This is a genomic window from Bacteroides sp., assembly GCF_019417265.1.
Lineage (GTDB): Bacteria > Bacteroidota > Bacteroidia > Bacteroidales > Bacteroidaceae > Phocaeicola.
Genome location: NZ_DXVR01000011.1, coordinates 41356 through 49914, shown reverse-complemented (window position 1 = coordinate 49914; position 8559 = coordinate 41356). Strand labels below are relative to the sequence as shown.

Annotated in this window: 9 protein-coding genes and 1 pseudogene; 4 read left to right on the top strand and 6 right to left on the bottom strand. The window is 39.1% G+C overall.

Annotated elements, in window-relative coordinates:
- Positions 1–231: 231 nt before the first annotated feature.
- The 5 genes and pseudogenes from QZ379_RS02820 to QZ379_RS02800 form a co-directional block, all read right to left on the bottom strand.
- Positions 232–1167 (bottom strand): annotated as a pseudogene (locus tag QZ379_RS02820) (glycoside hydrolase family 97 catalytic domain-containing protein); the annotation flags it as partial.
- Positions 1143–1274 carry a hypothetical protein gene (locus tag QZ379_RS02815; protein WP_291558139.1) on the bottom strand — a complete coding sequence of 44 codons (132 nt, stop codon included), beginning with the start codon at positions 1272–1274 and terminating at the stop codon, positions 1143–1145. The pseudogene QZ379_RS02820 and the gene QZ379_RS02815, both read right to left, overlap by 25 nt.
- Before the next feature lie 226 nt (positions 1275–1500).
- Positions 1501–1653 carry a hypothetical protein gene (locus QZ379_RS02810; protein WP_291558136.1) on the bottom strand — a complete coding sequence of 51 codons (153 nt, stop codon included), beginning with the start codon at positions 1651–1653 and terminating at the stop codon, positions 1501–1503.
- A 105-nt stretch (positions 1654–1758) separates the two neighbouring features.
- Positions 1759–2634 (bottom strand): DMT family transporter, encoded by an 876-nt coding sequence (locus tag QZ379_RS02805; RefSeq protein ID WP_291558134.1) that lies wholly within the window; start codon positions 2632–2634, stop codon positions 1759–1761.
- 180 nt (positions 2635–2814) lie between these two features.
- Entirely contained in the window at positions 2815–2994 is a 180-nt protein-coding gene (locus tag QZ379_RS02800; protein ID WP_291558131.1) for an integrase core domain-containing protein, read from the bottom strand.
- Between the two features lie 5 nt (positions 2995–2999).
- Here QZ379_RS02800 and QZ379_RS12720 point away from each other — a divergent pair, with 5 nt between their 5' ends.
- From QZ379_RS12720 to QZ379_RS02785, 4 genes are all read left to right on the top strand, one after another.
- Positions 3000–3236, top strand: coding sequence for a helix-turn-helix domain-containing protein (locus QZ379_RS12720; protein ID WP_366933566.1), 237 nt, complete (start codon positions 3000–3002; stop codon positions 3234–3236).
- A gap of 73 nt (positions 3237–3309) precedes the next feature.
- Positions 3310–4593, top strand: coding sequence for a voltage-gated chloride channel family protein (locus QZ379_RS02795; protein ID WP_291558128.1), 1284 nt, complete (start codon positions 3310–3312; stop codon positions 4591–4593).
- Between the two features lie 142 nt (positions 4594–4735).
- A complete protein-coding gene (locus QZ379_RS02790; RefSeq protein ID WP_291558143.1) occupies positions 4736–5797 on the top strand; it encodes a choloylglycine hydrolase family protein in 1062 nt (353 codons plus the stop codon).
- Between the two features lie 208 nt (positions 5798–6005).
- Entirely contained in the window at positions 6006–7469 is a 1464-nt protein-coding gene (locus QZ379_RS02785; protein ID WP_291558125.1) for a Fic family protein, read from the top strand.
- A 161-nt stretch (positions 7470–7630) separates the two neighbouring features.
- Here the strand turns inward: QZ379_RS02785 and QZ379_RS02780 are convergent, their stop codons facing one another.
- Positions 7631–8536, bottom strand: coding sequence for a nucleotidyltransferase (locus QZ379_RS02780; RefSeq protein WP_291558122.1), 906 nt, complete (start codon positions 8534–8536; stop codon positions 7631–7633).
- Positions 8537–8559: the final 23 nt, after the last annotated feature.

Genomic DNA, 8559 nt, shown 5'->3' with positions numbered 1-8559 from the left:
TTATTTTCGATTGCGGATGCAAAGGTACGCACTTTTTTGATTCCTGCAATACTTTATACAACTTTTTTCAAGAAAATTTTTACGACACCACTTAATATACTGAAAATCAACTCATAAACAGTAACTATTTTTATATTACCTTTTTCATTTATATTTCAACAGTAATATAATATACATTATAATATAAGCAGCACAAGTACAAGAAGCTTATGCTGCCTACAATCAATCGTATTATTTTTTAGTAACTTTCATTATAAAGCCACCGCCACTGTACATTTTTACATCTGCTACAGACTTTCTATTAACCACAAGCGTTTCCTTCTTATAGTCTTTAGCCACCAAGTCCGAATTGATACCATCTCTAAACAACACTACGTCATATTCACCATCACCAAGGAAAGAGAAATCAACCTTCACTTCACGTTCTTTCCAGTTAGTAAGACCACCAACATACCACACATCGCCATTCATACGTGCCATTACTATACACTCACCAATCTTTGCCTGCAAAGGACGAGCTTCATTCCATACAGTAGGAACATCAGCAATGAATGATGTACACTCCTGCTCTTTTTCATAGTTAGTCGGAGAATCACACAACATATTCAGTGGAGATTCAAATATCACATATTCAGCCAACTGTCTGCACCTTGTACCCTGGCTCATAGGTTCAGTATAGATAGCCCTGAAGTTCTCCTTATTGGCATTCACCATAGCCCCCTGAGTATAGTCTACAGGCCCAGCCACCATTCTTATAAACGGGAAAGTCACATCATATGTCACCTGATCAGTACCTTCCTTGGCCCATTTCAGTTCTTCCAGGCCATGTCCCCCCTCGAAGTTGATAGTATTAGGATATATTCTCTGCAATCCTGTAGGCTTGAATGTTCCATGCAGGTCGATAAGAAGCTTATATTTCGCACCGGTTTCCGCAGCCCTTTTATTAAAATCAACAGCTATCTGGTCATCCCTGTCCATAAAGTCAATCTTGAATCCTTTCACCCCCATAGCCGCATAATGATTACATACGTTATCCATATCTTTATCGAAAGCCAGATAACCTGCCCAAAGTATTATTCCCACATTTTTACTTTCAGAATGAGAAATAATCTCCTTTAAATCAATTTCAGGTACCACTTTCATCAAGTCAGCCGTACCTGGAACAGCACAAACGAAGCATAATTACTATATTCATTCTGTATAGCCATATCGTCATTTATCAGGAAGTCCATCAATTCTTTAGACTCCTTATTGAAACTTCCCCATATAGGCATTTCCAGCTGAATGAAAATACTTTCAAAATCGGCAGTATCGAAACAAGCCTTCGGCGGACACTATAAATAAAATCTTCAATGATTTATACCATACTCCTTTCATATTCTGAAGTAACGCCTCCATTCCTCCACATCCATCGCAGTATATACCATAAGAGGAAAAACACAAACTCTTACCACCCCATTTCTCAGATATCACGACATCCTTACTATACCATACCTTACTTTAAAACTTATAATATCTTGACAGGAAAGTCGTTTCATTTCTGTTTTCATTCACCTTTCCCTTCCTGTTCGTATCAGTAGTTCCGGGAAGAATCAACTCATCATCATACGTCTTATTATCAAACGAGAAATTCCATTTCCCTTTCAAATCCATTATTTCCGTATTTCCCGAATGTGCGGCAAAGCCACAGACAGAAATAACGCCCAATAAAAAATCAGATAAAATTTTCTCATAACACAATCTTTACATTTTATAAATTCACAAAGCCCTATTCCTTATAAACGCATCCATTGACTGTAAGACTACAGAGAACAATATCAGCAGCAATCCCAAATAGAAACTACTATCCAGATAATGCCCCTCATCAAACAATATCATAGCCAATATAATACTGTATATAGGTTCAAGATTATAACTCAGATTAACCGTAAAAGCCGATATAACCTTCAGAACCTGAATCTGCAATATATACAGACAAACCGTACATACAGAAGCCAATGCCAACAGGTAACACAAGTCCGTTGTTCCCGGTATTACAAAATCCGTATTAAAGCAATAACTGTATATCGGCATTAAAACCGTCAGCCCTACAAATCCGCCACACATTTCGTACAGCAACATTGTTCCTGAAGAATAATTGACAGACACTTTCTTGTTCATAATAGTAAACAATGAAGCCAATGCCGACGATATCATCCCCAACAGGACACCAGTCCTATATCTCGTATCAAAGTGGAATATCAGAACTATTCCCACTACAGCAATCAGACTGAAAGCGATCTCCTTTACAGAGATTCGTTTTCTGTTTATAACAGGTTCAAAAATCGCCGTGAAAAAACTCATCAGCGACAGACATACCACCCCGATAGAAACATTCGAGAACTTGATACTTGCATAAAAGAACACCCAGTGCAAAGCCAACAAAGTACCTACAAGGCCAATCTTAAGAATGTCTTTTCGCCCCACCTTCTTAAGACTACCGGAAATCTTAAGCACAAAATAAAATAATATTGCAGCCAATAACAACCTGTACCACACCAACATAAATTCGTTCAGCGTAATCAGTTTTCCGAATACTCCCGTTCCTCCTGCCAACAGAACAGACAGATGAAGTTTTATAAATGCCTCTCTCATATATTTACGTTTTCTAAATCTATTATTATATTCTAAATACAAAGACGACTTAAAATTACAATATATAAAAACAAAACGAAAACATTAGAAAGGAGTTTTTACCTATTTATTCCATTTCACTTAGCTCCATATACCCATACTTCAAACGCTTCGTCATTTTGATTAAAACGACGAAACGTTTTAATCAAAATGACGAAGCGTTTTCCTGTCAGTATCTCCATTGAGAGTTTTCATTCCAAGTGCCTTATGTGGTCTAGCATTATTGTACATTTCAATGAACTTACTTATAGTTTCCTGTGCCTGTTCAGAGCTCAGATTTCCATCATTGAAGAGGCATCCGTTTTTTAGCGTATTGTTCATTCTCTATGCAAGGGCATTATGAAGCAGGTCACCGGTCTGTGTCATACTTATTCTTATGTTTATTATACCATTTTATCTGGCTGAAAACTGCCGCAAAACTGTTGGCGGAAGGCAAATACAGGATTTCTGAAATAACTTATATAGTGGGATTCAGTTCATCATCGTATTTTGCAAAATGCTTCCAGAAGCAATTCGGCATACTGCCTACTGATTTTGTAAAAAATTTGAAGGGTAATGAATAATCATTCTGTTGCGAATGGTGGATAAACAACTCATTTGAATTAACTTTGCACCACAATTTGATTTCGCAAAAAGATGAGACTTGACAAAAACATTACCTGGATTGGAAATAAAACGGAACAGCTGCCTATATTATGGTATCTGCTAAAATGGACTGTAATAGGGGCAGTGGCCGGTGCATTGATTGGCTCGGCATCGGCATTACTGCTGGCATCACTAAACCGGGCTACAGACTATCGTGAAAATAACCTTTGGATAATAGCACTTCTTCCGTTGGGAGGTTTGGCTATAGGACTGATGTATCATTATCTGGCAGGTACAGCGGCCAAAGGTAATAATTTTCTGATAGAGGAGATACGCTCTTCAAGAAACATAATCCCGTTCAAGATGGCTCCGTTGGTTTATATAGGTACGGTGCTGACACATCTGTTCGGAGGTTCTGCCGGTCGCGAAGGTACAGGAGTGCAAATGGGAGGAGCGATAGCCGATTTCATGTCCCGTCTGTTCAAAATGCACCCTTACGACAGGAAAATTATGATTCAGATAGGTATAGGAGCCGGATTTGCATCTATCTTCGGAACTCCGCTTGCAGGGGCTGTTTTCGCTCTTGAGGTCATCATAGTGGGAAGACTGAGATACGACGCCATACTACCTGTTTTCCTTTCGGCTTTCTTCGCCAACCTGACCTGCCACGCATGGGGAATAGCCCACACTCATTACTGCATAAGTCAGACTCCGGACATAAACATACAGACATTGCTGCTGGTTCTTGCGGCAAGTATTCTTTTCGGAATTGCTGCAATGACTTTCTCACGGTTCATTGAGATTTGGGGAGGTCTGGCAAAAAAGTATATATCATACCCTCCTTTGCGTCCTTTCATAGGAGGTATTTTCATAGCACTGAGTGTTTATCTGTTGGGAACAACCAAATATATCGGTCTTGGTGTCCCTACCATTGTAGCGTCATTCAGTGAGGTACAGATGTGGTATGACTTTCTGCTGAAAATCCTCCTTACTACATTTACTATCGGAGTAGGATTCAAAGGCGGTGAGGTCACCCCCCTATTCTTCGTCGGTGCGACATTTGGAAGCGCATTGTCCGCAATACTGCCTCTGCACGTATCATTCCTCGCCGGAATAGGTTTCGTGGCCGTTTTTGCCGGAGCAACCAACACTCCTATAGCCTGCACGCTTATGGGAATCGAGCTGTTCGGAGCAGATGCAGCTGTATATATAGGAATAGCCTGTGTAACTGCATACATGTTTTCCGGGCATACGGGTATATACACATCACAGATTATCGGAAGTCCTAAACATATCATATTCTGGAAAAAGAAAAAAGGAAAGATGCTGGACTAAGATGTTTTTTTCATAGGGAATGCTTGATTTTTATCAACAAAGTCTTTAATTTTGAGGATATAAGCAACAAAAGTATCACTTCTGTTGTTTTTAGGATTAAAGATAAAGACATTCTTGGTTTATGAAAAAACAAATTCTTACGATGTGCCTTGCAACTGCAATGATAGCAGCAGGCACGAACAATGCAAATGCCTGCACAGGCATAACTCTGACAGCAAAAGACAGCACTAAAATCCTTGCGAGAACCATTGAATGGGGAGGAAGCGACCTCAACAGCCAGTATGTTATAGTTCCAAGGGGATATACTGCACAATCATATGTTCCGGGAGGTATTGACGGAATGAAATTCACCGCAAAATACGGGTATGTGGGATTGGCTGTGGAGCAAAAGGAGTTTATAGCAGAAGGACTTAACGAGAAAGGGTTGTCTGCCGGACTGTTCTACTTCCCTAAATATGGCAAGTATGAAGATTATAATGCGGCAAACAAGGAAGAGAGCATTGCCGACTTGCAGTTAGTTTCATGGATTCTCGGAGAATGTGCCACTGTGAAAGATGTGAAAGATGCAATAAGCAAGATTCACGTTATTGCAATAGACCCGAGAGCCTCAACTGTGCATTGGAGGTTTGCGGATACTACAGGAAGACAAATTGTTCTGGAAATTATAGACGGCAAGCCAGTTTTCTATGAAAACGAGTTAGGAGTATTGACTAACTCACCTGACTTCAAATGGCAGATGACAAATCTGAACAATTATGTAAATCTCTTCCCGGGTTCTGCTCCTTCGCAGAAACTTGGCGAGACTGAGCTTTCACAGTTCGGAGCCGGTAGCGGATTTCTTGGTATTCCTGGTGATGTAACTCCTCCGTCACGATTTGTAAAAGCAGCTTTCTATCAGGCTACAGCGCCTGTACAGGAAACATCTGAAGAAACCGTACTGCAAGGTTTTCAGATTCTGAACAATTTTGACATCCCCGTAGGTATAGAATTCGCACGCGGACAGGTTCCGGTAAATATACCAAGTGCCACACAATGGACTTCGGCCACAGACATGAACAATCTGAAGATTTACTTCCGAACGATGTATAACAGTGCTATAAGAAGTATAGACCTGAAGGATATAGATTTCAGCAAAGTGAAATACCGTGCCGTACCGATGGATACCCAGAAACAGCAGCCGGTGTTCAATATCAAAGTGAAATAAGCATAGAATTAATTTTTAAGTCTTACTACATATAATAGCCCTATCAATCTCAAATTTGAGAATGATGGGACATTATTTATAAACATAGCCCTTAAAATACTAAAAATGGTTGTAGAAAGCCTCTTATCATACTAAAAATGGTCTAAATTACTTTTATTGACTATATTATTTACTACTTTTGTAACAAAACATCTATTTAATTAAACATATGAGTATAGCACTTAATATTTCAGAGGTTCTTTTTGCAGGCATAGATATGAGTGAAAGCCAAAGGAAGAAAATGGTCAATGAAGGTATTATTCGTAAAATAACATCAAAAGTATATACCACAAACATGAACGATTCGTTGGATGAAATAGTCAGACGTAATGTTTTTCGTATATTAGGCTTCTTATTTCCTCATGCTGTAATTAGTCATAGAAGTGCTTTTGAATTAAAACCAACAGAGGAAGGAGATATTTATCTCACTTACAATTATACAAAAAACGTAAGGCTTCCAGGCTTAAAGGTTCATTTAATTGAAGGAACAGGTGGTGGTAAACGTGACATGCCTTTCATAGAGAATTTGTATATATCAAGTGCCGAACGAAGAACATTAGAGAATTTACAGATAAGTCGTGCCCGAAGTGGTGTTTCTAAATGTTTACCACGTACAGATATAGAAAGCTACTTGGAAAGACATCTTCAAGTTAATGGAGAAAAAGGACTTAACGATTTCAGGGATAGGGCAAGAGAATGTTCACATGAGCTTGGTATGGAAGAAGAATTCAACATACTAAATTCTATCATTGGAGCGTTATTACTGACAAGGCCTATTTCAGTATTAACATCTTCAGGTGCAGTGGCCAGAGCAAGCGGTGAACCATTTGATGCCGAGCGTGTCAAGCTCCTTGGAATCCTGTTTGAAGCATTGCATAACCAACCCTTTGAAACTATTGATGAACCCAACGTAGAGACATCTGCATTCCGAAATTTTGCCTTTTTTGAAAGTTACTTTTCCAATTATATTGAAGGTACAGAGTTTGAAATCGAGGACGCAAAACAGATAATCGAGACAGGTCAGCCACTACCGGCACGCAATGCAGATTCCCACGATGTCCTTGGGACTTTTCAAATTGTGGCAAGCCGCAGAGAGATGAAACGAGTTCCTTCGACATCAGATGAACTGATAGACATTCTTCAAGACAGACATCGTATAATGATGGCCGCTCGTCCTGACAAAAATCCCGGCATGTTCAAAATGCAAAACAATCATGCAGGTGACACTCATTTTGTGAACTGTACACTCGTTAGAGGAACACTCAGAAAAGGTTTTGAATATTATCAGGCACTGGATAACGCCTTTGCAAAGTCCATCTTCATGCTTTTTATGATTAGTGAGATACATCCTTTTGCTGATGGGAATGGCCGTATTTCCAGAATTATGATGAATGCAGAGTTGGTAGCTGCTGAACAGTCGAAAATCATTATTCCAACTGTATTCAGAGAGGATTATCTTAATGCGCTTCGTAGATTGACTCGTAGAAATGATCCGAGTATCCTAATCAGAGCTATTTCTCGAGTAAGACAATTCAGTGCTAAAATCCAAGGAGATGATTTCGAGTCCACACGTAAGTATCTCGAACAATGTAACGCATTTAAGGATGCAGATGGGTATATTCTAAAGTTTTAGTTCATAATAATAAAGTAAACACTGTTTAAAATAGCCATCTGAAAATAACATTTATATTTTTACTTTTCATTTAGAAATAAAGTTCTGCAAATTCTATAAATAAAAAGCGTATTACCTCTTTCGTGGTAATACGCTTTTTATTTATACTGTAAAATTGTTTATCAGAACAATTTAGAAGGATATTCACCAGCATCAACCAATGCCTGAATCTTATCAACTACACTCTGACGGTCAGCAGCATAAGTTACACCGAACCATTTAGAAGTAGTGTCAAGAACCTTAACATTAGCAGTCTTTTCATTGATAAGTTTATTTACCATCAATGGGATGAAGTATTCTGCTTTCAGATTATCCTTGTTTGCATCAAGGAATTCAGTGAAGTAGTCTTCTGAATATTTGAAATAGTCAGGAGTGAAGCCCCACATGTTCATAGAAACAGGAGTGTTATCTTCAATTCCTACCCATTCGCCATTTTCATCCTTATAGCTTACTACTCCGTCTACACGCATGATTTCAGTACGTTCAACTACTGTAGTCAAGTTACCTTCTTCGTTAGCAGAGCAAACGCCGCGTGCAACAGAACCACTTTCAGACAAAGTGTTACCAACGCGGAAACCTACCATGCAATAGTCGTTCTTTGAACCTTCAGGAAGCTCTGAAAGATATTTGCCAAGAACTGCGAAACTGTCTCTTCCATAGAAGTCGTCAGCATTGATTACTGCAAATGGTTCTTTGATAACATCCTTACCCATAAGAACAGCGTGGTTTGTACCCCAAGGTTTTACACGACCTTCCGGACAAGTATATCCTGCCGGGAGGTTGTCCAATGCCTGGAATACCACTTCTACCGGAATATGATTTTCATATTTGCTAAGAACGATTTTACGGAAATCTTCTTCGAAATCTTTGCGGATTACGAATACTATCTTACCGAATCCGCCACGGATTGCATCGAAGATTGAATAATCCATAATAGTTTCCCCACTTGGACCAAGTCCGTCAAGCTGCTTAAGGCCACCGTAACGGCTTCCCATACCGGCTGCCAATACAAATAATGTTGGTTTCATAAGTTATATAAAGTTATATTTAA